This is a genomic window from Xenorhabdus budapestensis (assembly GCF_017743015.1).
GTDB classification, from domain to species: Bacteria; Pseudomonadota; Gammaproteobacteria; order Enterobacterales; family Enterobacteriaceae; genus Xenorhabdus; species Xenorhabdus budapestensis.
This window is the reverse complement of record NZ_CP072455.1, coordinates 911,221-933,225: the sequence shown is the minus strand read 5'-3', so window position 1 is coordinate 933,225 and position 22,005 is coordinate 911,221. Positions and strand designations below refer to the sequence as shown.

Genomic DNA, 22,005 nt, shown 5'->3' with positions numbered 1-22,005 from the left:
CTTTGTGGAATTTTGTAAATTGCTATCCTTGCTCTCTCAATCGTTCTTCTTGCTTGCTTCGGAACTCGGCTTTCGCCATAGCCCCTATTGCATAGATAGCACCCAAAACGAACCATCCCTGATACACAACAAAAATGACAAACACCGTATCTGTTAGCAGGTCGTAATACCGGTATGCCGTTGGAACATGCTTGTAATCCTTGGCTAATGAGTCCCTGCCAAATAAGTACGCCAAGAACTTAACCGTGCCAAAGAGCCAGCCAGCGAAGTAACCCACATTCACAAAGCCGTCTATATCTTGCGTGATCCCAATAAATAAAAAGGACGCGATAATTGCGTCCAGAATGATTGAGCATATGTATTTCATCATCAGACTCTCTTGTTCTTTGGCTTCTCAATCGAATACTTACCCGCCCATGCTTTGGCAATACTCAGACAATCCTCAAACGTCTTACCCTTCCTGCTCGCTGAACCAGAACGGCGATAGTGTTCTTTTGCCCGGTCACTTGCCATCCCTGCGATAGATGAAGAAAAGCCGAGCTTGGTTAACTCGGCCTGTACGTTCTTTTCGATAAATTGTTCAGGGTTCATACGGGTTCTCCCTCTTCATCAGGGAAGTCACCAAGATCAGGAATAGAAAACTGGGTAAGCTCCAAGGCTAATTTTGTGGCATCCTTAATGCGTTTAATATCCCTTTTGCGCTGAGCCATCAAACCGCTACCCTTTTGGCCTCGATGTTGGAAAGAAGCTTTATCAAAAGCAGCTATTAAGTCATGCATCTTTTGTCCAGTAAGCTGAGCTATCGCAGTAACATCAAGTGTACCGATATCAATGTTTGATTCTTTCTCAATGAGATCTAGCAACCATTTTCGCAATTCCTTAGCGACCTTTGTTCTCGACATCATCCCAATCAGATGAGCACCTCTGGAAGAAAAAAGCCTTACATCTGAGGATAACTCACCGTAAGTCATTGATTTATCCGAGGCCGTCACTTTGACCACAGTTGTCATCGTATCGGTAAACTCATCCTTATGGCGCTGGTAAATCTTGTTCACTTGTTTCATGTCAGCATAGCCAAGTAACCCAGCTAACTGCTCACCCGTAAACCAGATCTTCCCATCCTTATTGTCAAATGGGACGATTTCGTGTTCTCTGAAAGTTAATGCTGTACTCATCGGGTATTTTCCTTATAGAAAATCGAACCTGCTCACACAGAAAAGCCGCCCGCAGAAATACCCATTAACGGTTTTCTCAGGTTCGACTTTCTGTAAGGCTGCGTTTTATTGATGTGCGCGGTGAGTGCGCTTCGGAAATAAAAATGCCACCACGGATGTGATGGCTTGGGGTGTTGCTGTAGTCACTCGGGGTATTCTTTACTCAATCACTGACCAATCTTCGGCAAGAACATCAGTTTGACTTGCGAGCCACGGAACCATGTGATCATCTGCTGTTTTCATAGCAATGAATGGTAATTGCGGTGGTGATTTACTCGGTTCTCCAGTAGCCCCGTCTGGCAATTCAAACATGCGGTACACGAAGCATGGTGTTTCTCCTGTATATACCGCATCTCGAAATGGTTGCACCAGTGCTAGCCACATACCTTTACCATTCCAACCAGAGCGAGCTGCTTTTTTGCCGTCTTTAAGTGCCTCTAGCGCTTCACCAAAAGTAATCATTATATTTCCTTAGTTAAGTAAATAAGTCATTATCAAGCGCCTTTAGTTAGACGCTTTGGAATGAGTTATTTGCTCTTTAACCTACTCCTGCAACCCCAGAATTATTTGCTCTGAGGTGGTAGCTTGAGGCCTGTCTCATCCTCAATATATCGCCGGAAATCATTCATAGATGGCAGAACCAGAACAGGCTTATTGGAATAGACACTACCCCGCCATCAACATCATAGGCGGTACAGAGCAGGCCGCCGCTTTCCAAACCATCACTAGACCATTCAGCATAAACATAACAACCACCTTCAATTTCCTCGATTCCCACTGAGGTATATTTCATTTCGCACTCCTACACTCGGTATTAACGTAATCCTGCAAATACTTAGTTTGCCGTTCGTTCTCTGCCATCATTTCTCTGAGACGGTAATAATCTTGTCGAGCTGCTTCTGTAAGTTGTGGGGTTCCTGCATCGCCCACGCCGCCGAAGGAAGTGTTTTCAGACACAGGACAGGTGGCTTTGATCCGCAGCTTGCGACGACCAGTGGCAACATCAGCCCGAAGAGTGTCAATTTCAGTTTTGGCATTGGCGAGTTCCTGAGTGTGTTTGCTGTCTAGCTCATGCAGCATATCAATGTGCGTGTTCTGGTAGTTGATAGTGTCGGTCAGTTGCTGGATTTCGGTTGCCTGGTCACTGTTGATACTGAGCTGTTTCTTATACCCAGAGCAATAGAGGTAAGCAGCACCGGAAGTAATAATCAACGCAACAATAACGCCGTAGGTGAGATTGAACTTCATTCATCCAACCCCCAACACGTTAGTTCCGATTCCTGAGCACGCCGCTCTACCTGACCATAACAGCCATTGGCTTGGCCTTTGGTCTGCCTGCAATCTTTGCCACCATCAAATATCCAGCGTTTGATTTCCTGACAAGCCCCTTTCGTATCTCCCGCGTTTAATTTCCGGTAGAACGTGGAAGAAAAGCATTTACCGGGGCCAATGTTGTACGGGCAGAAGCTGGCAATACCTGCGATTTGCGGTTCAGTCAGTGGCACTTTAATATTGCTTCTGACCCAAGCAATAGCCTGTTCCGCTTCTTTAGCGTTGAGGTCATTACATTGACTCTCTGTCAGTTTTATACCTTGCTGAACTCGAATGCCATCAATTCGGGTCACACCGCGGCAGATTGTCCAGATACCGCCTGCATCCCGATACGCTGATAACCGGTTACCTTCTTTCTCGTCCAAAAACTGAGACAGAATTGCTGTCGCACCTGCACCGGAAATGATCAGACCAATAACCGTAGCCGTGAGCTTACTCGTCTTTTTCATGTTTGCTGAATTCCCGATGCTTGTAGTACCAGTTCACAGCAAAAGTGCCTACTGTGCAGATGATGCCGATGATGATCGCCCAGTCGTTCAGTGATAACGCACCAAGCATGGCAGTAAATGCCCCCCATCCGTAGGCTGAGGGGCTGGTGTATTTGTCCATACGCATATTCCACCCCATTAGAACAATGGGCGTCCGTGGGGTGAAATAGGTTCGCCCCTATTATTAATGAATAAATATTGATTTGTGTGTATATGTGTGTATAATGATTTTCAGGTTAGGAGGGAAAATGAAATCAACTGACCTGATAAAGGAACTAACAGCAGCAGGGTGTGAATTAAGGCGGCATAAAGGAACCAGCCACCAAATATGGTGGTCTCCGATAACAGGGAAAACCTTTCCTGTTCCGCATCCGAAAAAAGATTTACCACTAGGTACTGTTAAATCCATTAAAAAATCGGCGGGGATCTAATCCCCGCCCTCTTCTGGAGGTAACTATGTTTTTTTCAGTCGGTGTTGAAACACCCAAAGATGAAAATACTGCATATGGGATGGTTGTCCCGGCATTTTTTGCTCATGACTGTGGTTGTTTTTCTGCTGCTGACACTCAATCAGATATCCCTGCAATGGTGCGGGAAGCTATTTTACTCACTATTGAGGAAATGATTTACAGCAGTGATTTCACCGTGGATCAACTCCACGATGCCGGGCATTTGGTTTATGCGGCCAACCCTGAATATGCGGACTTTGATAGCTGGTTTGTGATTGATATCGATTTATCTGAATTTGAAGGCAAACAGCAACGTATCAACATTGCCTTGCCTGATACCCTGATAAAACGCATTGATACCAGAGTAAAACAAGAGCCGATGCGATACCGGGATCGCAGCCATTTTATTGCTGAAGCTGCCCGGCATGAATTGCAACCAGATTAAAACAGTAGGGCGAATTATCGCCCTATTTATTCGTTCTAATTGCTCAATCGACTAGCGCTTAATCATAAACTGAATCATTGCTATTTGAGATTTTACATCTTGTAATTCACAGCTCGTTACCGTTTGAGCGTCAGCGAATTGTTTTTCCAATTCGACAACTTTTTCCTCCAGTTCTTCAATACGCTTTTCCATTACTCACCTCGCTAGTGAGTTAATAGGTTGCCAGCCGCAATAGGAGATACTGAGGTTCTGGAAGTGATTGCGGTGGCAAATTCGATTAATGAATTGATGGTCACTTCTTGTTTTTGCTCCTCAAATTAGGGAGAAAAAACGGAAAGTGGTTATATATAAGACTCGATGAAATGGCACCTTAAATTTGTAAGTTCAGTTGTAAACTTTAAGTTGACAACTGGTCGTTGATCTCTTTCTCAGTCTGCTTAAACCGAACTTCTTCCAATTCAACACCCAACACACGACGATTGAGTTTCAGCGCCGCTTTCAGTGTCGCCCCGGAACCCATAAAGAAATCGGCTACCACATCCCCTTCCCGACTGCTGGACTGAATAATATGCGCCATTAAATCAGCAGGCTTTTCGCAGGGATGTTTGCCCGGATAATACTGCACAGGCGCAAACTGCCAGACATCGGTATAAGGTACATCAGCCGTGACTGTGAACGAACGGCGCATTAAGCCGTATTCCTGCCGCAACTCGTCATACTGGCGCGACAGGGTAAGATGAGATTCAACCAACTCAGGGTATGGCTTGTCCAGTTCGCCACGCTGGTGCTTTTCTTTGGCGATACGGTCAAACAATACCTGCAGTTTTTGATAATCCGCTTCATTGGGTAACTGCCATTGGCTGTCACTGAACCAGTGACTGGCCATCTGCTTTCCAGTAGCTTTGTGAATGTCTTTTGCCGTGACATCTAACGCTTTCCGGGCATCACGAAAATAATCGATTAGCGGCTTAAATACCGACTGTTTCAGTTCCCGGCATTGGCGGGAATAGCCATCCCCTTTCGGGTGATAGGGGCCTTGGTAATGTTCGGCAAAAATAATGCGTTCCGTGGCCGGAAAATACATCCGCAGGCTTTCTTTATTCTGCCTGCGCCACGGGCCAGACGGTTTCGCCCAAATAATATGGTTCAACACATTAAAGCGTTCACGCACGAGCAGCTCGGTATCAGAGGCCAGACGAGAACCACAAAACATATACAGGCTGCCATTGGGTTTCAGCACCCGCCAGAATTCAGCCAGAAGTTTATCCAGCCACGCAAGGTACGCCGTCACATCGTTCCACTGATTATCCCAACTGCAGTCTTTGACCCGAAAGTAAGGCGGGTCAGTCGCAATAAGGTCAATACTGTTATCCGGCAGGGTTTTGATAAATTTCAGAGAGTCGTCGTTAATTAATGTGGTACTACTTAAATTCACTGGCTATTCCATACTTCGACGCTGACTGCTTCTCAGGAAAGCCACAGGGTGAAGGCTGGCATTATTGCATCACCAGCCCTGCATTTCACCGCTTAAGGCATTGCCCCATCAAGGGCAACGTTTGAAAAACGTCTCATTGTCCCGGCTTTCCATCAGACCAGCCAGACAAAATTGAGTTAAAAGCAACTGGCAACGCGGCCTTGTTAGCCCCGTTAAGGTAGAAATGTCTGAAACAGACGCCCAGTCATACAGAGGCACTGTTTCTAAAACGCAGGAAGCTGTTGTTGTCATATCTTCATGTTTTAGCATGATAATTTTAAACCTTTGGTCAGTTATTCGGCGTGAACACACATGTAACTCTGACCAATCACAACAGCAAGTCTTATGTTTATTTCAGGTATAAAAAAACCTCGCAAGAGCGAGGCTATACAATCTATTGGAACACCCTAAGACGTAACTAAGGCGACCTTATCAGAAAGTATCAATTAGTTGTTCAAGTTTGTCAACGCATTTCTATATTTTTCATTAATTATCGGCGCACGTTTTAAGGAATTCATCGCATTTTTAAGAGGTTCATGCAAAAGATAAAGGCTAGCTTCTAATTTCTCAGTAACCTCTCTCCTAATAGACATGAGGGATGGTTTTCTTAACTTATTCCCACCCCTCGATTGCATTAATCTTGGTTTTGCTTTCTCATGCAAATAAGTAGAAATTGATAATTTTGACGCCCCATGAGCATAGTAACTTAACAATATTGAGTATGCTTCTTTGTCTATGGAGATGACGGCATCGACAACCTGCGAAATCAACATACCTTCATCATCATTACACATGGGCCTGCTCTTAGCACTAATAGGCTCCACACTTGCCATGAACTTGTAGATCATGTTCACATGACTGACATCCAATCTCCCAGAATGAACCCACGCACCCCACAAATTTAACCAGCCATCAATCCAGTTATGCTGCTCTTTGGTGAGCTGTCTTTCTCCTCTATAACCCATCTTATCCCCGCAATACTGAATGGTGTTTATCGTACTTGGTTGAAAACATGATTAAACGGCCTGCTGTTCTCGTTTTACGCGCCTGAATCACTTTCAATCGGGCGTGATCACACTGCAGAACCACATGATTTTTTCTTGTTGTTGAATGGAGGTACCGTGCTTCTTCAATTGCTATGTGTAAGTCTGTGAATTCCATTAATCCAGTTCCCATATCTGGACATCGAGACAGCCGCCCTTAACCAGATCACCCCGCATGATCTGCATATCATCAATCTGATTATCATCGACCCAGAAATTGGCATGAGTCAGCGAATCGAAGACCGCTTTCGGCAGGTTATCGATGTCTCTTCGGCGTCTATCTGGGGGATGGGCGATTATTTTTATTTTGATGCGGGATGCTGTGAGGATATCTAAGTTTTGCTGCTCAATGAGTTCTATGATTTGTTGTCGGTACTCTTTGCCTTTTACTGTTATGTAGTGACCCCTTTTTGAATGCTTCCAGTAATGGTTCACTGTCGGTGGCCACGGCAATTTTAGATGGTAATATTCATAGTGCCCCAACCAATCCCCTCCTGGTCAGCTCCTTAACGGTCAGCACAATCGACCTGTCCATCTCGTGTCGGCGCTCTGCTTTACTCATCTCTGGGCCATTATCGATCGCATAATGACATTCAGGACATAGAGCCGCTGTGAGGCTATCATCAACCTTTAGCCCCATGCCTTTCCCTTCGTTTCTGTGAGCGACCTGAATGCCATATTGTCCACATCGGACACAGTATTCAATCTGACTAACGGCTGCCAGCCATTTTCTGCTGCGGTAAGTTTGTTGTTTCACCTGTTTTGCTCCTGCTTGAATTAAAAAAATGACAACAATCGATTCTCAGTTATCTGATTGCAGCCCCTGAAAATATGTCTGAGTGCTGCGTTTATCATGGCGCTGTAACACTGCTCAAATTCATCCGGTTCCATGTTGGCATAAGACAGACTCTTAGCCTCTGTCCGTATCTCTCCATTGAGCCTGACGGTCTGCTCGTAGAACCCTGCCAGAATGGTTAAATCTTTTCTGAATCGGGTAAACTGGCTATGTTCATCCATACAATCCAATCCCGCCTTATCAGCAGACCAGTGCTCAAAGCAGAACTTGAAAAAGGTGAACATTTTGCGGTGAAAAGCGGGGTTTCTGGTGAGTTTTATATCGGCGGTGTACATCTCGCCATTTTTGAATTTTGTTAACCGGGGTAAATCGTGTTCAAATGCGGGGACAAACACACCTCCCGGCGATTTGACCATCTGTATTTCCATTTGGTCTCCATGTTGTCCTCTGATTTCATGCCTGAATAAATTAATCTGACCATTGTTCAATCATATCCATAAAACAGCCTGTAATGAATCCTGATGAATTCTAATTTCAACTAACCCAATGTTATGACTTATAGTATTTAATCCTCCCTGTATTAATCTCACAGCGAAATAACGGCATTAATCAATTCAACGAGATTATTTTGATTTTCATCCCGCATTTTCTTCCAATAACCATTTTTCGATTTCAGCATTTTGATGTTTCGCCAGACGCAATGCCTCCAGTCGGTCAGATTCGTCCGATTCATCCAATGTCATGATCAGACAAATTTTTGATATCACCTTCAATAATGCATGGTTGGTACGTTCGATTAGCTGTTTGGTGTCTGGTTTTTCTTGCTGTGTCATTTAAAGTTCTTCTGGTGGTGTTAATATTCAGTCACATGCGCTTCACGCCAAGCATCGTCATAGTCGGCGTTAGGCATGTTTGCGATATAGTTGTAGGGCGTAGCGCCTTCCATTATGAGAAATTGGTGGGATTGCTCTTCAAGATATAACGGGATTTTACCCTCCCATCCTTCCCCGTTCCGTTGCTTCTCCAAGCAGAGAATGGAAGCAGGCTCGTTGGCATGGCGCTGTTCTTCATCACTGAGTTGTTGTCCTGCCTGTAGCTTTTGCAAAGCCCTCTCCCGACGTTTGTTTCGCCAGATGATAAACAGGTTATCAGTCAGGTCTGTAATAGAACCGGAGCCTTTGACATCCATTTTCCCAGTGGGTTTATCTTCGCTATCAGACTTCCTGCTGTGAGTGACGAGGATGACATGGCTGTTGGTTTTATTCTTGAAGTCACAGACTGCATCAAGAAAATCCTTCTGCCCGTTATAATCATCATCGGCAATTCCGCACTTCATCAGGCTGTCGATGATAAACAGGTTTATGCCATAACGTTTGTTGGCATAGCGGAAAATATCTAACAGACGATCGGCTTTTGCGGTGCCTGTCAATCCGAATAGCCATAAGCGGTCATCATAAAAATTAAATGCAGACTCAATCTCAATCATTGGCGGCAACATGCTACATGTTGCCTGCCGGGTCAGCCTCTTGAGAAATACGGAAGGCTTTAACTCAAACGATGCCACACACGCCCTTGAACCTTGCCTCATGGCTTCACAAAGAACATGGCCCAGTATTTCACTTTTCCCGTGACCGTTAACCCCGTTGAGTATGGTTAACTCCGCCTCTCTGAATTTAAAATTGTGATTCAGTGTCTCCCACGGGCTGCAAAACAGATATTGTTCCTTACCGTAAAATGCCTGAATGGTGTCTTGATAGTATTCTCTGGCGCTACAAAGCTCCTCAGGGTCGAAAAAAGCGGCAGTTTCAAGACAGCGAACAATTTCATCCTGAGTCATGCCAGCTTGCAGACACTCGTTGATATCTTTGTGCGGAAGTTTGACCAGCCTGCATCGATGCTCACCAAGACGGTTTGCAATTTCTTTTGCCGCCTCATGGCCCACTTCGTCGTTATCCATCGATATCCAGATTTCTTCGAAACGGTCTAGGTTGTGATATTCAAATTCAATCCATTGCTGCTTTGCCCCTTTGCCGCCGCCGAACGGGACGGAAAGCGCGGGTAACCCGTACTGGTGATAACTCATGCTGTCGATTTCACCTTCGCAGATAATCACCACTCTGATGTTTTTCGGTACGGTATCCCAACCGAACAAGCAAGGCTCGCAGTCTGCCTCAACGGAGATGACCTTCTTGCCATTGGGCCGTTCAGTGCTGATCCGCTTAACCTGCAATAACTCACCATCTCGCTTGTAGGGAAATGCGATAGCAGGCAACTCCCGATTTTCATCGTGCAACCAGATCACCGCATCACAAACTTTGAATGCTTCGGCTGTTTCCCGGCTAATCCCCCGGCTCTCAAGGTAGGTGTAACAGTTTTCAGTTTTGCGGATATTTTTTTTCAGTGATTCGCTTTTCGGTCGGCTAAATTTCTTCTGCCGCTTCGCTTCGAAGTGATGATCATCATCGTTGATCCCAAGAAATTGCTTAGCTTCGGTCATCGCCTGATGCAGACTGCAATCTCTCACCTGAATCCATAAATCCAGTAAATCCCCGCCGGTTCCCTCAGCAAAGTCTGACCACACTTTCTTCCCGGTAAGATTAACTTTCAGGCTCTTTCCTGACTCACCATTTACTGAGCCAGTCACCCATTCGTGATTCTCTCTCTTGCCGTTCGGCAGCAAGTACTTCGCTACTCTCTCCACGTCAGACCAAAGACGGTCTGAAAGTTCTGTGATAGTCACCACTCCCCCTTCAAATCTAATTTCTTGAACCAATAAGCCACCACGTCATCACCCATCAGCCCGTGGTTATCATCAAACATAAGCATCGCCTTGATTTTTGATTTCATGGCTAATCCAGAAACACCAACCCGGATTTACTGACGGTAATTCCGGACTGTCCCGAAGTTGGTTTGGCTGGAGTGCTTGTCGCTGGTTTTTCATCTTCCCAGCGCTTCTGGTTCAGGTAGGTGGTAGGGTGGAGATTTTCAAATCCGAATATCTTTGCCTGCAAACGTGACCGGATGTCTCCAACCAGAAACGCTGCAAACTGCTCCGGCGTTCCTCCGGTTTCTTTCCGCCACGCTTTGAATTGAGATTTGAAAGCAGACAGTGCCTTGGGCTTGCCAATCTTTTTCATTCCTGCAAGCCAGAAGATATTTTCGAATACTGATTGAATCTGATCTTGTTTTGCTGGTTCAGGAGAGGGTTTTTCACATTCAGTCTGAACTTGTTCGGACAATATGTTTTTATTATCTTTCTTTTCTTTTGTAATAGTATCTTTTGTGTTTAGCTGAATCGGCTTATTGTTTTTAGCTGTTTTAGCTAAACTTTTATTAGCTGTTTTAGCTAATGGTTTGCTATTTTGGCTAACCTCCAAAATCCACTCAGAGGTATTGATATTCAAACCAATCATACCATCTTGTTTAATAAGTATTTTTCTTTGTATCAACCCCTTAATTTCAGTACTAACATGAGTAGGATGAAGTTTAATCAGCACCCCTATTTGAGTGTTGGTTGCTCTGTCAAAGCGTTTATGCCAGCCGAACGTTTTTTCAATAATTGCATCAATAATCCTGTATTGCCGGTATGTTATCTCGTCGTTACTGTGTGCCATTAAAACTAGCTTTGGGCTACGAGGAGTTTTAATGAACTCGATATCACCATTCACACTTTCCTCTTTCACTTTTGTTATTGGCTGACGGTAATCAGTCATTCTTGCAATGTTACTCATGGCGATCATCTCCAGTCAGCTCTTTTCGAAATTCTTTCCGTAATTTCGCGTCTTCCAGAAGATCACGAAGTTTTTTAACTCCTTCCTTGGAAACAGAACGAGCTTCCTGATCGCGCATGTTATTTTTATGCACGGCTATGTGATTAAATTTGGTTTTCATGTATAATTGCCTCGTAAATTTTTCCACTCCATGGATTTTTTACATCTAGCCTCAGCTACCGCTAATAGTTGAGGCTTTTTCATATAAAGTCCTGAGTTTCATTTCTGATAATTCAATCTGCTGTTTAAGCAAATACCGATATTCCTCGTAAGATATTTTCACCTCTCCATTGAAATTAAATTCAAGGTTCTGAACAGAGGCTTGTATCATTCGGATAAGCCAGTATCGATATTCTTCCTCGCTAATCTTTCGTTCACTGTCTTTCACAACATCGATTATTCCAGCGTGAGCCATGATTTCAGTCGCGTGCTGGAAATGAATAATTCTTCGGGTAATGGTTGACTCAGCAACACCTAAGTTATCAGCGATAACCTTTTGCGTAACATCTCTGATGGGCTGTAATACCGAAGAGAGTAAATGATTACTTATAAATTTTTTACTCGTATTGAGTGTATTGCGTGCACTTGCGTGTTCCATAAGTTAAATTATCCAGAGTTAAATTTGGTTTAAGTGTTAAACGAATGAATCCACTATCCTGATATAGATAGTGGTTAACACGACTTAGCCTCTTGGTGAGTAAGCCTTTACGGGATCTGCATCCCGATTGCCTGAGTTCTTACTCGGCGCTATTTCGATTTGCTAGGGTTCACCAATAGCTTGTCGTGAAGATAGATTGTTAAAGAGCTATGCAGTTATGCTGCGTGTTCCACACGAGGGAATAAAAGTGGCAAATCAGGGCGAATTTCGTGTGCCTTGATTAATCCATCCGTGGCGTTAACGATGGCAAGTACTCGCTGTGGAGATACTCGCCCTCCTTTCAACCATTTATGTACTGCTGGCTGGCTAACATCACAGAGGAGAGCCAACTTTTCTTGGCTACCAACGATCTTAATAGCACGTTGAATAACTATATTCATGGTTATGCCTCTGACAGTAATAATTGAAATGAAATATAACCAATGTTATGGAAAAACGCAATAACTTTGGTTCTTTGATTTTGCATAACTGAGGTTATATATTCCACACATGAAAACGTTATCTGAACGCCTGAAAGTAGCATTAGAAGCGGCAAAAATGTCGCAAGAACAGTTAGCTCAAAGGGTTGGTATCTCGCAGCCAGCTATAGCTAAGCTCGTTTCAGGGAAAGCTAAATCCTCCAGAAAGTCACTTGAAATTGCCCTAGCTTTGGGTGTGAATCCTACATGGTTGGTCAGTGGCAAAGGTGAGATTGCTAATCCTAATTCTCACCCTTTTGAAAAGTGGGAAAATATCAAACAATGGGACAAACCAGCGCCTTTAGAACTCGATGAAGTAGAAGTTCCATTTTTAACAGATATCGATTATGTCTATGGTAATGGTGAATACAGTAAGCCGGATTATAAAGGGTTTAAGCTGAGATTTTCTAAGCCTACATTCAGAAGGGTTGGAGCCGATCCCGGTGGGGCGGGAGTGCTATGTTTCCCCGCCAAAGGTGATAGTATGGCACCTTTGATACCCAATGATGCTACTGTCGCCATTAATTGCGATGACAAAAAAGTTATAGACGGTAAAGTCTACGCAATTAATCAAAATGGATGGAAAAGGATAAAGATTTTAATCAGATCATCGCACGATAAAATCACCATTAGAAGCCTCAAAAAAGAAGAGTATCCAGATGAGGAAGTCTCAATGGATAACGTAGAAATATTGGGTAAAGTCTTCTGGGTGGCATCCTTTTTAGATTAATCACCTCACCATAAGGTCGCATAATGCGGCCTTTTTATCATCCTCCCTTCTCATCTCCATAACTTTTTTTCAAAAAATTCCTTTCCCGCTCAATTGTTTATAACTTATTTCATATTTATAATGAAATAAGTTATTGCAATAACCCATAACCAAAGTTATATTTAATTCATCCAAGGCACACAGCCGAAAGATAAATCAGTATGCTCTTTAACAATTTAGAATTACATCTAATGCTGAGCGGAGAGATCTGCGCAACTCAGTTCCCTGACATCTCCAGACCTCACGGGGTATATGGCATCTCAGGCAAGCGGCGGACAGTGTTAGGTGTATTTATCAACAATAGGAGAACCAATCATGGTTTAGCAAAGCGGATAGCGCAAATGCTGCGGTAGTGACGCAGCCCTGAGTCACCAAGTGGGTGAGCCTGTGTAGCGACGGGTCAAGGTTCATAGATTACAAATAGCTCCGATAAGCAGCAAGAAAGCCAGTCTTGCATCGGTTATGGCTGAAAGAAGGCACTCAAGGGCATGAGCGCGACCACTGCGAGAGTGTGGTTCAAAGTGCAGTTGGCTTTGAGGTGTGGTGATAATCGCCATAGCATCAAAGCCAATTAACGGGAGAAGTTTTATGTACGAAAATTACAAGTATGGGAATTTCGATAAACTGGAAAGCGCAATTGATGATGCTCTCAATGACGTTCTTAATCAGGCGCGGAAGCAACGAAAAGAAGCATTCTGGTCTAACCGTGAACCCAAACAACGCATGACCAAACAGGAACGCGACACTGTTGACGCATTAACCAGCTTCATTACGACAGTTAATGGCGTTCCATCTAAAAAACCAGTTTCAACCAAAACCAAATCCCGCCGTAGACTGGAGTCAGGCGGGGTTACTGCGAGGGTGTGAGTTATGGATTCCAAAGAAATAGCATTAGCGTATCAGAAATTAGAATCAGCAATAAATACAGAGAAAGCGCTGTCAATGGCTTATGAAATTGCTTCAGGATCTCATATGCCAGATAGCGTTAGAGAATTGTTCACTCAATTGATGAATGCAGTTAGCGAGCATCGTAGTGAATTACAAGGTGCAGCTAGTGACATATTATTCAAGTAACTAACTCCAGCCCATTTCCGAGTGGGCTGTGGTGAGTTGATAGCTATGGCGGGGTAATTATTGGAAAAGAATAACCTGACATTGCCACTTCTTGATTTGCGACCTAAAATTAGGTATAAAAACAAGAAGTGCAGCGTATAGGATAAAAGTGAAATGGGTAATGTAGCAGAGAAAGCAGTTTTCTTTGGTGACGAATCAGTTACAAATGTAACTAAATCAGGCATTACAGATGTGGCATTACGTGCTGCAATTGATGACGGGCTTCTGGAAATACGTAAAAGTACTGATCTGGACGCTAAAACAGACCCGGGTTCTCGGGCTTGGGGAGCTGTAATCCGTGGCTTACGACGTGAATTGCTGGCTGATAACAATGAGTGGTCTTTCTCATTCGTGCGAGGCCTCAACCTAACGCATAACAAAGCGAAGGGGTTGAATATTATTGTCATGAGTGGTGATAAATATACAGGATTGCCTGATAGAAGTCCTAAAAGCAAAAACCCCAAAGGCGCTGCTACAGGAACTCTTGTGGGGGAAAACTACGATTTATTTTATGAACAGGACACGGTTGTTCAGATTAGTGATATAGACTCCACAATTAATTATGTCCTTTTATACTTTTTTGATTTTGGGAACAAAGAAGTCAGATACGAGCTGTCAATTCCGATTGGAATGACTGAATCAGCAGGAAAAACCCGCATTGCAGCATGGAAAGAACGAAATATTTTTCAAGCAATCCCCTTTATCCAAAAGGTTATTCAGGTTAAAGAAGAGTTTACAGAAGAACCTCATTTTGAAGTTATTAGAAAATAATATTGAGTAGAAAATGGCAAAATTTAATCCCTCTCGCCTTAATCTTGCCAGAGTCAGAAGAGGGTTAACAATGACTGCTCTGGCGAAAAAAGCAGGCATATCTCACCGTATAGTTGTTGAATATGAGAAAGACTATTGCCTTTATGAACCATCGGAAAAAACAGTGTCTGCTCTTGTTGATGCCTTAAAGTATCCAGCAGAATTTTTCTTTGGTGATGATATAGAATTGATTAATCCATCTACTGTTTCCTTCCGCTCCTTAAAAAAAATGACGGCAGCGCAGGAAGGTGCAGCAATTGGAGCGGGGCAGATAGGTTTAATTCTCAGTGATTATTTTGAGAGTAAATTTAAATTACCAGAATTAAATCTTATTGATTTGAGGGGGGAAACGCCAGAATTGGCCGCCAGAACATTACGAGAATATTGGCGGCTTGGTAATAAAAGCATATCAAACATGGTTCATTTGTTAGAAATGAATGGTATAAAAGTTTTCTCGTTATCTGAAAATGCAGTGGAAGTTGATGCTTATTCTTTTTGGAAGGATGAAAAAGCATACGTATTTTTAAATAACCAAAAAACCGCTGAAAGAAGTCGCTTTGATGCAGCCCATGAGCTTGGGCATTTAGTGTTACATAAACACGGAACACCACAAGGTAAAGATGTTGAAGCTGAAGCTAACGAATTTGCCTCAGCATTTCTCATGCCAAAAGAGAATGTTTTAGCTGCCAAAATGCAACACCCCTCTGTTGATGGAATTTCACAGCTTAGAGATAACTGGAAGGTATCAACGTTCGCTTTAATTTATAGGATGAGGCAAGTGGGAGCATTAACGACATGGCAGTATAACAATCTTGTCAGGGAGGCTTCCGCTAGGGGATTCCGCACGAAAGAGGACAGAGTTATGGAAAGAGAGAGATCCATTATTATAGATAAATTACTTCAAGCCTTGTCGTCTGAAGGGTGTACTTTACCCATAATTGCGCGACAGCTCAATATGCCTCTTGGCGAGGTATCTAATGTATTATTTAGATTCGGATTGGTTCCCAATATCTGACATATATCCTCCCCCTTGAAGCAAAGGCCTCGTATCACTCATTAGACACACGCTCTTCCCTTTAATTTAGAACTCTTGTTCCGCGAGTCTTATATCCCATCTGCATTGAACGAAGATTTACAGCGCACTGGATAACGGAATAATCGATTTTAAATAATAACCACAGTCAAACACTAGCCTCGCGAATACGGGGCTTTTCATTACCTAAATTAATTCGCTAGCCTAAAAAATAAATCCAACACCAGGGATCTTATTAATCGTTTTCACTAACGAGGGGTTTTTACATGCGTAATAACATGCACGATGGATGCGCGGTTGTCCCCGCAAAACCACAAGCTATCAGGAACAGGCGCACATGGAAGCGCCGAATTGCACTTTTCCTCATCTCATTAACTGTATTTATTCCCGTTTAATCGTTGGGAGGTAATTATGTATTCATCAATCAGCTACAGCTTCGTAGAAAGTAAAGAGCGCGTAAATAAAGGTAGAACCTATATCACATATACAGATATGGGTGATATGACAATTGATATCCCATTCAAAGAATATGCCAGCAGAACGGATATCGATGTTAGTGACATGTTTGCTTATGCCAGAGTACATTGTGATGAAGAGCGGATCGCTGAAGAGATGGTAAAGGCAGGATTTAGCTATCGGGAAATTATGGCTATCGCCCAGTATATGCACAGAGAGGCCGCATGAGAAATTTCGATTACAACACTCACATCAATCCAGACAAAAAATCTCAGCAGCAACAATATACGGAAGAACAAATAACCAGACACAAAGAGCTGCAATATCTAAGTGAGGTATTAGGCAGAGAAGGATTGCCAGCCAGTGATATAGACTTTAGGGGAGACTTCACATGACCAATGATTATTGGCGCTCACCCGGATGTTATGTGCCGAAAGACCCGAAAGAGCAAGAGCCGTATCTGAAAGAACTGGTCTTCGCGGTCATGATCAATAACGCCCCCCACCCCGCAAGTAAAAAAGCATCGGAACGAGTCAACAACGAGCGGATAGGGCAACTCAACCACAAAGCTGCATTCAACCCACCTCTACCTCAACACATGCAAGAACAGCGTATCGAACAGGAACGTCAGGCATGGCGGAATTACTGGTCAACACATCGTAAAGAACACGATCACTACCGTGGTGATTCACCTCGCCACCGTCATGGTGGCATCTGGACAGGAGATTAATTTTGACAATTTACAGAGTAGTAGACACAGAAACCTGTGATATGGAGAGCGGGATTGTTGAGATAGCCAGTATTGATATTGTGGGTAACATTATCAATTACATCGAAAAACAATCTCATTTCGTCAACCCTCAAAAACCCATCTCAATCGGGGCAATGGCTATTCATCATATTACGGATGAAATGGTCGCTCATTCTCCGTTAATTGATGATGTCATTGAGAGATACAAAGGCGCTGATTTTCTGGTCGCACATAATGCCGCTTTCGATTCACGCATGATGCCGGAAATGGACGCCCCGTTTATCTGCACATTGAAATTAGCCAAGCGTTTGTGGCCAGACATGGAAAGTCACAGTAACCAATATTTACGGTATGCACTAAAACTGGATGTTTTCGTACCGGATGGGCTACATGCACACAGGGCGCTGTATGACTGCATAGTCACGGCCGCACTATTTAAACGCATCAAGGATGAATCAGGTTGGTCTGATGAGGAAATGTTGGAAATTAGTCACCAGCCCTCATTACTGCATAAGTTCAGGTTTGGCAAGCACAAAGGCATGACATTTGAAGAGGTTAAGAAAACTAATCCCAGCTATTTTGCATGGCTATTAAAGCAGCCTGACATTGATCCTGATATTGAGTTCACCATCAATTATTGGCTAGCGAGGTAGCCAGATATGGGAACCGCAACACTCATTCTTGGCGAATCTGGCACAGGGAAAAGTACCAGCCTGCGTAATCTTAATGCTGAAGAAACCTTGCTAATACAGACAATCAGGAAACCATTACCGTTTCGTTCCTCAGCATGGAAGCCGTGGAACAAAAACAATACTAAGACCTCAATTTTTGTTTCAGATACCTGGCAATACATCATCAAAGCCATTGAATCAGCCGCTAACTATGGAAAGAAAATCATCGTCATTGATGACTTCCAGTATTTGATGGCTAACGAATTCATGCGCCGTTCAGAAGAGAAATCTTTCGATAAATTCACAGAGATTGGTTCTCACACATGGAACGTGATCAACACGGCAATCAGCAAAACACCGGATGATTTACGGATTTATTTTCTCTCACACACGGAAGAAACCCAGATAGGGAAAGTAAAGATGAAAACCATCGGCAAGATGTTGGATGAGAAAATCACGGTCGAAGGTATGTTCACTATCGTACTGAAAACACTGGTGAAGGACGGACAATATCTCTTCACCACACAAAATAACGGATTCGACACCGTGAAATCCCCAATGGGCTTATTTGACTTATTGGAAATCGAAAACGACCTTAACACCATAGATAACGCGATTTGCGAATACTACGGCCTTGAACCCCACATAGAGGAAGCAGCAGCATGAACAATGTAATTTTCACTTATGACCAAGAATCAGCCATGAGCGCCGGTCAGGGCGGCTTTATCAATGAAAATGGGGCTTATGTCATTACCATCAGCGAAGCGAAACTGACCAAAAGCCAGCACGGTGCAGAGTTTATCGAGTTTTCTGGTGAGGCGGATGACGGACGCAAAGTAAGCTACCTCAGTATCTGCTGCAAGAAAAAAGATGGTTCAGTCAATACATTTGGTTACAGTATGGTGCAGGCCATTATGGGATGTTGTGGCGTTCGTCAGATCACAAGCCACATGGTTTCAGTCAACAATATGATTGCACCCGAATTCACAGGCAAGCGAGTGGGATTGGTGCTACAAAAGGTACTCAGGACGAAAAATAACGGTGACGATACTTACGGCATGGATATCCGCATCCCGTTCTATCCTGATACTCGCCAGACCATCGCCGAAAAAGTAGAGGGGAAAACGGCTACCGCCATCGATAAAATGGTTGCAAATCTGAAAGATAGAGATGAACGGAAATCAGCCAGTTCTGGTTCTCAATTCTACGTTCAGCAGAATATCCCGTCTGCTGATTATGACGAGTTTGGCTCCCCATTCTAACGCCGCTCGGCAATCCAAACAGAACCTTCTAGCTCTACCCCTTTTAGGATACCACCATGATCAATGTTGTCAGTTTCTCTGGCGGCAGAACATCGGCTTATCTCGTATATCTGATGGAGCAGCGCCGCAAACAAGGTGAGGATGTTCGCTATGTGTTTATGGATACAGGGGCTGAACACCCCAAAACATACCAGTTCATTCGTGACTTGGTTCAATACTGGAAAATTGATTTGGTCTGCCTTCGGGTTGTGATTAATCCAGAACTGGGTAAAGGCAATAGCTATAAAATTCTGGGACTGGATGAAATTACGAATGACCTCAAACCGTGGAAAGCAATGCTAAAGAAATATGGTACACCCTATGTCGGTGGAGAATTCTGCACTGACCGGATGAAACTAGGACCATTCAAAAAATACTGCGATGATCACATTGGAAAGAAAGCGTACCACACATGGATTGGTATTCGGGCTGACGAACCCAAGCGGATAAAGCGCAAGGAACGCACCCGTTATCTGGCGGATATCTCTGACATTGATAAGTGCGCTGTTATCGATTGGTGGAGCCACCAACCTTTCGATTTACAGATACCAGAACATCTTGGGAACTGCTGTTTTTGCATCAAGAAGAGCATTCAAAAAATTGCTCTGGCTGCCAAAGATGAGCCGGAATTAACCCGTCAATTTTTGGATATATTGGCCTCAAATGAAGTGCGAAAAATGGAAAATCGCAACGGAACTGACCTCATTATGTACCGTGGTAAAAACTCATTCGACGGCATTATACAAATGTTTTCTGACGATAGCAGGGCTGAATTAGCCGCCCGGATGCCATCACAAAAACAATACATTCATGCTGCAATGCAAAATGTGATGTGTGAATGCCAGCTCAGTCTATTTTAACCCCATACCCCTATCACTACGCGGCTATGCGCCGGGAGGATTATTGTGTCTGAAAAAATAGTTATGTACGACTCACCAGAAGCGGCTCAAATTAAAACCGTTACTGGTTGGGTATCTCGCGATGGTAAGTTTTGGGCTAATGATGAACACATGGCTCGTCATTCTGGCTCCACTCATCACAAATGCAAAAACAATCCAGAACACCCCGCTGTTCACAAAGGGGATTATTGCGGACTCTGCCGTGAGGAAGATCGGAAAGCAAAGTTTACTGCGATGGAGCGTAAACAGTGGGATTGGGAAACACCTCTTGTTATTTTCGACACTGACCAATATTTCTGGCATCAAGATGACCTCTATGAATATTGCGATGAGCTTGAAATAACCCCCTTAGCATTACAGCTCGTTATCTGTGAACCTAATTACCCCAATGAAATAAATGGTGAGGACTATTTTCATGACATTTTGCCAGAAGATGGCGAATTGCCACATGAATTACAGCAGGCCTTCGATACCCTGAATGCAGTTATTCGTAATAGCAATCCCTTGTCATGGTCAGAGGGCAAATATGCAGCAATAGTTCCTGACTCAAAGGAGGCTGTTCATGCAATACACCCCATGGAACCCCAACCCCAAAGCAATACAGCGGGTCAATGATCAACTGCCAATCCCGACTAAATGCCACTACTGTCACGGATTAGTCACCATAGCCCATCACGAAGAAGTGTTTGGGCGTATCCATAACAACAACAAATGGCCCTGGTTATATCTGTGTGCCTCATGCGGTGCGCGAGTCGGTATGCACCCTTACACCGATATCCCATTGGGCTATTTGGCAGATAAGCAGACACGTATAGCAAGGAAAGACAGTAAGGAAAAATTTGAACGAATGCGACAAATCATAAACTGGGAACGCGCGGATGCGTACCGATGGTTAGCATGGCAACTGGGTATCAGTTTCAACAAGTGCCACTTCGGCTGGTTCGATACTGAAATGTGCGAGAAGGCAGCGAATATATGCAGGGGGTTTAAGTGACGGCCTATTACAACGAAATAGACCCTTACGCCGTTCAATGGCTCAGGAATTTAATTGCCGCAGGTCATATAGCACCTGGCGATGTTGATGAAAGGAGTATCGAGGATGTCAGACCAAGTGATTTACAAGGATATAAACAGTGCCACTTTTTTGCAGGAATCGGAGTCTGGAGTTATGCCCTCCGGTGTGCGGGATGGCCGGACGATAAACCGGTCTGGACAGGTAGTTGCCCATGCCAGCCTTTCAGCGCGGCAGGCAAAGGAAATGGGTTTACTGACGAGCGGCACTTATGGCCACATTTCCACTACCTCATCGAACAGTGCCGACCTCGCGTTGTCTTTGGTGAACAGGTTGCGAGCAAAGACGGTCTCGACTGGCTCGACCTTGTACAAACTGATTTGGAAGGAACGGGTTACACCTCAGCAGCGGTCGATATCTGCGCTGCGGGCATCGGCGCGCCGCATATCAGGCAGCGGCTCTATTGGGTGGCCAACGCCAACAGCGAACGATTACAAAGGAAGCGGCCCAACTGTAATTCGCCAGGATGGCAGAAACAGGATGTTCGACAGGCTGGATTATGCAACGGAACAGGGAATAGCTGGCGAGATGCTGACTGGATCGCGTGTCGGGATGGAAAGCAAAGGCCGATTGAACCCCGCACATTCCCGCTGGCTAATGGGACTGCCAATCGAGTGGGACGCCTCCGCGCCTATGGAAATGCCATTGTTGCGCCAGTCGCGGAAGAATTTATAAAAGCATATATGCAGGGGGATTAAGTGATAACCAACTCAGATATTATTTATGACGACGACGATGAATATATAACCAGTGACCGTTATTTTAGATATGAAGATGACAACGGTAAAACCAGAAGTTTCAAAGTGTATTCAGTGAAATATGAAGGCAGACCAATGATACATAAAGATGCATTTTATGAGAGGTATACCAAACGGGGAAACGTCAGATTTATAACATGCTTATGCGGCTCAAATGATTGGAATGAAAACGGTAGATTTATAAATGAATATGAATGTAATGGGTGTGGTGGATTTATTGAGGTAATAGCAGATGATGAGTAATT

At 43.9% G+C, this 22,005-nt stretch carries 37 protein-coding genes and 1 pseudogene; 17 read left to right on the top strand and 21 right to left on the bottom strand.

Annotated elements, in window-relative coordinates:
• Window positions 1-22: 22 nt before the first annotated feature.
• From HGO23_RS04160 to HGO23_RS04125, 8 genes and pseudogenes are all read right to left on the bottom strand, one after another.
• Window positions 23-370, bottom strand: a complete 348-nt coding sequence (locus HGO23_RS04160) for a hypothetical protein (protein ID WP_209028059.1) — start codon at window positions 368-370, stop codon at window positions 23-25.
• Entirely contained in the window at window positions 370-591 is a 222-nt protein-coding gene (locus tag HGO23_RS04155; protein ID WP_209028058.1) for a hypothetical protein, read from the bottom strand. Before HGO23_RS04155 ends, HGO23_RS04160 begins: the two co-directional genes overlap by 1 nt.
• Window positions 588-1,175 (bottom strand): BRO-N domain-containing protein, encoded by a 588-nt coding sequence (locus HGO23_RS04150; protein ID WP_209028057.1) that lies wholly within the window; start codon window positions 1,173-1,175, stop codon window positions 588-590. The genes HGO23_RS04155 and HGO23_RS04150 overlap by 4 nt, the downstream gene beginning before the upstream one ends.
• Window positions 1,176-1,373: 198 nt before the next feature.
• Window positions 1,374-1,673: pseudogene (locus tag HGO23_RS04145) on the bottom strand (DUF2829 domain-containing protein); the annotation flags it as partial.
• A 166-nt stretch (window positions 1,674-1,839) separates the two neighbouring features.
• Complete coding sequence (locus HGO23_RS04140) at window positions 1,840-2,007, bottom strand: hypothetical protein (RefSeq protein ID WP_209028055.1); 168 nt, start codon at window positions 2,005-2,007, stop codon at window positions 1,840-1,842.
• The gene (locus HGO23_RS04135) at window positions 2,004-2,462 is read right to left on the bottom strand and encodes a lysis protein (RefSeq protein ID WP_209028054.1); all 459 of its coding nucleotides are present in this window, start codon (window positions 2,460-2,462) and stop codon (window positions 2,004-2,006) included. Before HGO23_RS04135 ends, HGO23_RS04140 begins: the two co-directional genes overlap by 4 nt.
• Window positions 2,459-2,995, bottom strand: a complete 537-nt coding sequence (locus HGO23_RS04130; RefSeq protein ID WP_209028053.1) for a lysozyme — start codon at window positions 2,993-2,995, stop codon at window positions 2,459-2,461. Before HGO23_RS04130 ends, HGO23_RS04135 begins: the two co-directional genes overlap by 4 nt.
• Window positions 2,979-3,161 carry a phage holin family protein gene (locus HGO23_RS04125; RefSeq protein ID WP_209028052.1) on the bottom strand — a complete coding sequence of 61 codons (183 nt, stop codon included), beginning with the start codon at window positions 3,159-3,161 and terminating at the stop codon, window positions 2,979-2,981. The genes HGO23_RS04130 and HGO23_RS04125 overlap by 17 nt, the downstream gene beginning before the upstream one ends.
• Window positions 3,162-3,282: 121 nt before the next feature.
• On the opposite strand from HGO23_RS04125, the gene HGO23_RS04120 reads away from it, so the two are divergent.
• Both HGO23_RS04120 and HGO23_RS04115 read left to right on the top strand, forming a co-directional pair.
• Complete coding sequence (locus tag HGO23_RS04120) at window positions 3,283-3,465, top strand: type II toxin-antitoxin system HicA family toxin (RefSeq protein WP_099126171.1); 183 nt, start codon at window positions 3,283-3,285, stop codon at window positions 3,463-3,465.
• A 25-nt stretch (window positions 3,466-3,490) separates the two neighbouring features.
• Window positions 3,491-3,928 carry a type II toxin-antitoxin system HicB family antitoxin gene (locus tag HGO23_RS04115; RefSeq protein ID WP_209028051.1) on the top strand — a complete coding sequence of 146 codons (438 nt, stop codon included), beginning with the start codon at window positions 3,491-3,493 and terminating at the stop codon, window positions 3,926-3,928.
• A 51-nt stretch (window positions 3,929-3,979) separates the two neighbouring features.
• Here the strand turns inward: HGO23_RS04115 and HGO23_RS04110 are convergent, their stop codons facing one another.
• The 13 genes from HGO23_RS04110 to HGO23_RS04050 all read right to left on the bottom strand — a co-directional run bounded on the left by HGO23_RS04110 (window position 3,980) and on the right by HGO23_RS04050 (window position 12,049).
• A complete protein-coding gene (locus HGO23_RS04110) occupies window positions 3,980-4,120 on the bottom strand; it encodes a hypothetical protein (protein ID WP_209028050.1) in 141 nt (46 codons plus the stop codon).
• 205 nt (window positions 4,121-4,325) lie between these two features.
• Window positions 4,326-5,363 (bottom strand): DNA-methyltransferase, encoded by a 1,038-nt coding sequence (locus tag HGO23_RS04105; RefSeq protein ID WP_209028049.1) that lies wholly within the window; start codon window positions 5,361-5,363, stop codon window positions 4,326-4,328.
• A gap of 108 nt (window positions 5,364-5,471) precedes the next feature.
• On the bottom strand, window positions 5,472-5,672 hold the full coding sequence (locus tag HGO23_RS04100; protein ID WP_099125736.1) for a hypothetical protein: 201 nt from the start codon (window positions 5,670-5,672) through the stop codon (window positions 5,472-5,474).
• Between the two features lie 176 nt (window positions 5,673-5,848).
• Window positions 5,849-6,367, bottom strand: coding sequence for an antiterminator Q family protein (locus HGO23_RS04095; RefSeq protein WP_209028048.1), 519 nt, complete (start codon window positions 6,365-6,367; stop codon window positions 5,849-5,851).
• A gap of 195 nt (window positions 6,368-6,562) precedes the next feature.
• Window positions 6,563-6,928: a RusA family crossover junction endodeoxyribonuclease gene (locus tag HGO23_RS04090; RefSeq protein ID WP_209028047.1), complete on the bottom strand. Its 366-nt coding sequence runs from the start codon at window positions 6,926-6,928 to the stop codon at window positions 6,563-6,565.
• Window positions 6,915-7,202, bottom strand: a complete 288-nt coding sequence (locus tag HGO23_RS04085; RefSeq protein WP_209028046.1) for a hypothetical protein — start codon at window positions 7,200-7,202, stop codon at window positions 6,915-6,917. The genes HGO23_RS04090 and HGO23_RS04085 overlap by 14 nt, the downstream gene beginning before the upstream one ends.
• A gap of 20 nt (window positions 7,203-7,222) precedes the next feature.
• The gene (locus HGO23_RS04080; protein ID WP_209028045.1) at window positions 7,223-7,669 is read right to left on the bottom strand and encodes a DUF1367 family protein; all 447 of its coding nucleotides are present in this window, start codon (window positions 7,667-7,669) and stop codon (window positions 7,223-7,225) included.
• 207 nt (window positions 7,670-7,876) lie between these two features.
• Window positions 7,877-8,074, bottom strand: a complete 198-nt coding sequence (locus HGO23_RS04075) for a hypothetical protein (RefSeq protein ID WP_209028044.1) — start codon at window positions 8,072-8,074, stop codon at window positions 7,877-7,879.
• A 20-nt stretch (window positions 8,075-8,094) separates the two neighbouring features.
• Window positions 8,095-9,981 carry a toprim domain-containing protein gene (locus HGO23_RS04070; protein ID WP_209028043.1) on the bottom strand — a complete coding sequence of 629 codons (1,887 nt, stop codon included), beginning with the start codon at window positions 9,979-9,981 and terminating at the stop codon, window positions 8,095-8,097.
• A gap of 109 nt (window positions 9,982-10,090) precedes the next feature.
• Window positions 10,091-10,909: a replication protein gene (locus HGO23_RS04065; RefSeq protein WP_209028042.1), complete on the bottom strand. Its 819-nt coding sequence runs from the start codon at window positions 10,907-10,909 to the stop codon at window positions 10,091-10,093.
• 55 nt (window positions 10,910-10,964) lie between these two features.
• On the bottom strand, window positions 10,965-11,132 hold the full coding sequence (locus HGO23_RS04060) for a hypothetical protein (RefSeq protein ID WP_209028041.1): 168 nt from the start codon (window positions 11,130-11,132) through the stop codon (window positions 10,965-10,967).
• Window positions 11,133-11,183: 51 nt separating this feature from the next.
• The gene (locus HGO23_RS04055; RefSeq protein WP_209028040.1) at window positions 11,184-11,609 is read right to left on the bottom strand and encodes a hypothetical protein; all 426 of its coding nucleotides are present in this window, start codon (window positions 11,607-11,609) and stop codon (window positions 11,184-11,186) included.
• Window positions 11,610-11,824: 215 nt separating this feature from the next.
• A complete protein-coding gene (locus HGO23_RS04050) occupies window positions 11,825-12,049 on the bottom strand; it encodes a transcriptional regulator (RefSeq protein ID WP_187650554.1) in 225 nt (74 codons plus the stop codon).
• A 109-nt stretch (window positions 12,050-12,158) separates the two neighbouring features.
• Here HGO23_RS04050 and HGO23_RS04045 point away from each other — a divergent pair, with 109 nt between their 5' ends.
• The 15 genes from HGO23_RS04045 to HGO23_RS03975 all read left to right on the top strand — a co-directional run bounded on the left by HGO23_RS04045 (window position 12,159) and on the right by HGO23_RS03975 (window position 22,003).
• A complete protein-coding gene (locus tag HGO23_RS04045; RefSeq protein ID WP_209028039.1) occupies window positions 12,159-12,857 on the top strand; it encodes an XRE family transcriptional regulator in 699 nt (232 codons plus the stop codon).
• Between the two features lie 627 nt (window positions 12,858-13,484).
• Window positions 13,485-13,763, top strand: coding sequence for a hypothetical protein (locus HGO23_RS04040; protein ID WP_209028038.1), 279 nt, complete (start codon window positions 13,485-13,487; stop codon window positions 13,761-13,763).
• A gap of 3 nt (window positions 13,764-13,766) precedes the next feature.
• Window positions 13,767-13,970: a hypothetical protein gene (locus tag HGO23_RS04035; RefSeq protein ID WP_209028037.1), complete on the top strand. Its 204-nt coding sequence runs from the start codon at window positions 13,767-13,769 to the stop codon at window positions 13,968-13,970.
• A gap of 153 nt (window positions 13,971-14,123) precedes the next feature.
• Window positions 14,124-14,780 (top strand): hypothetical protein, encoded by a 657-nt coding sequence (locus HGO23_RS04030; RefSeq protein ID WP_209028036.1) that lies wholly within the window; start codon window positions 14,124-14,126, stop codon window positions 14,778-14,780.
• Window positions 14,781-14,793: 13 nt separating this feature from the next.
• Window positions 14,794-15,834 (top strand): ImmA/IrrE family metallo-endopeptidase, encoded by a 1,041-nt coding sequence (locus HGO23_RS04025; protein ID WP_209028035.1) that lies wholly within the window; start codon window positions 14,794-14,796, stop codon window positions 15,832-15,834.
• A gap of 429 nt (window positions 15,835-16,263) precedes the next feature.
• Window positions 16,264-16,536 (top strand): hypothetical protein, encoded by a 273-nt coding sequence (locus HGO23_RS04020; RefSeq protein WP_209028034.1) that lies wholly within the window; start codon window positions 16,264-16,266, stop codon window positions 16,534-16,536.
• A gap of 163 nt (window positions 16,537-16,699) precedes the next feature.
• Complete coding sequence (locus HGO23_RS04015) at window positions 16,700-17,038, top strand: hypothetical protein (protein WP_209028033.1); 339 nt, start codon at window positions 16,700-16,702, stop codon at window positions 17,036-17,038.
• Between the two features lie 8 nt (window positions 17,039-17,046).
• Window positions 17,047-17,712 (top strand): exodeoxyribonuclease X, encoded by a 666-nt coding sequence (exoX, locus tag HGO23_RS04010; protein ID WP_425330512.1) that lies wholly within the window; start codon window positions 17,047-17,049, stop codon window positions 17,710-17,712.
• Window positions 17,713-17,718: 6 nt separating this feature from the next.
• Complete coding sequence (locus tag HGO23_RS04005; RefSeq protein ID WP_209028032.1) at window positions 17,719-18,396, top strand: DEAD/DEAH box helicase family protein; 678 nt, start codon at window positions 17,719-17,721, stop codon at window positions 18,394-18,396.
• Entirely contained in the window at window positions 18,393-18,992 is a 600-nt protein-coding gene (locus HGO23_RS04000) for a DUF669 domain-containing protein (protein ID WP_209028031.1), read from the top strand. The genes HGO23_RS04005 and HGO23_RS04000 overlap by 4 nt, the downstream gene beginning before the upstream one ends.
• A 56-nt stretch (window positions 18,993-19,048) precedes the next feature.
• The gene (locus HGO23_RS03995) at window positions 19,049-19,891 is read left to right on the top strand and encodes a phosphoadenosine phosphosulfate reductase domain-containing protein (RefSeq protein WP_209028030.1); all 843 of its coding nucleotides are present in this window, start codon (window positions 19,049-19,051) and stop codon (window positions 19,889-19,891) included.
• 45 nt (window positions 19,892-19,936) lie between these two features.
• Complete coding sequence (locus HGO23_RS03990; RefSeq protein WP_209028029.1) at window positions 19,937-20,545, top strand: hypothetical protein; 609 nt, start codon at window positions 19,937-19,939, stop codon at window positions 20,543-20,545.
• Window positions 20,493-20,924: a zinc-finger-containing protein gene (locus HGO23_RS03985; RefSeq protein WP_209028028.1), complete on the top strand. Its 432-nt coding sequence runs from the start codon at window positions 20,493-20,495 to the stop codon at window positions 20,922-20,924. The genes HGO23_RS03990 and HGO23_RS03985 overlap by 53 nt, the downstream gene beginning before the upstream one ends.
• Window positions 20,921-21,700: a DNA cytosine methyltransferase gene (locus HGO23_RS03980; protein ID WP_209028027.1), complete on the top strand. Its 780-nt coding sequence runs from the start codon at window positions 20,921-20,923 to the stop codon at window positions 21,698-21,700. Before HGO23_RS03985 ends, HGO23_RS03980 begins: the two co-directional genes overlap by 4 nt.
• Window positions 21,701-22,003, top strand: coding sequence for a hypothetical protein (locus HGO23_RS03975; protein WP_209028026.1), 303 nt, complete (start codon window positions 21,701-21,703; stop codon window positions 22,001-22,003).
• Window positions 22,004-22,005: the final 2 nt, after the last annotated feature.